General features: G+C 70.1%; 1 protein-coding gene. It reads left to right on the forward strand.

Features of this window, described 5'->3' with window-relative positions; translation table 11 throughout:
* The first annotated feature begins 188 nt into the window (after nucleotides 1-188).
* Nucleotides 189-407, forward strand: a complete 219-nt coding sequence (locus tag ACGWYJ_RS38950) for a zinc ribbon domain-containing protein (RefSeq protein WP_395111728.1) — start codon at nucleotides 189-191, stop codon at nucleotides 405-407.
* Nucleotides 408-725: the final 318 nt, after the last annotated feature.

The raw sequence follows: 725 nt of genomic DNA on the forward strand, positions 1-725 counted from the left end.
TTGAGGTAGTCGCGACTGTGTTTGTTGCAAGCACGAGCTGCACTCCTCGCCTGGCGGCTCGCTTCGCGATCAGGGGCTCGCTTGCGCTCGCCCCTGCCTTCGGACGCCGGGGCCTGGCGTGAAGGGCGGGGTTCCGCTCTCCGGCTGTCGCCTGGTGGGGTGGTGCTGCGGCCTCGTATCCTGGAAACGTGCCACGTTATGACTACCGCTGCCGCGCGTGCGGATCGACCTTCGAGGTGTCGCGTCCGATGAGCGAGGCGTCCGCGCCCGCCACTTGCCCCGGCGGCCATGACGACACCGTCAAGCTTCTGTCCACGGTCGCCGTCACCGGAACGTCCCGCGGCGGCGCCCCCGCGCCCCCAGCCGCCGCCGGCGGCGGTTGTTGCGGTGGAGGCTGCTGCTCCTGACCCGCCGCACCCATCCGTCGAGCGGGGTGTGTGCACGCGCTCGACGACGCCCACCTTGCCGTTCGCCTGTAGGCGCCCGGCGTGGTGTAGGCGCTCAAGTACCTCCTGACCGACGGTTGCGGACCCGGCCCCCACTCACATGAGGGCTATCACTGGCCGTACGTGCTGGGCGACAAAGCCTTCGTCCTCAATGGCTCGCATTGCATAACCTGACAGCCAGCCTCAGCCCGTCACCCAGCCCCGAGCGGCGCCCAGGCGTTGCGATCGCGTCCGGAGGCAGGTCCGAGCCTGCGAGGACCTGATCGCGCAGCGAGCCCC

This window comes from Actinomadura sp. SCN-SB, from assembly GCF_043906805.1.
Classification (GTDB): domain Bacteria; phylum Actinomycetota; class Actinomycetes; order Streptosporangiales; family Streptosporangiaceae; genus Spirillospora.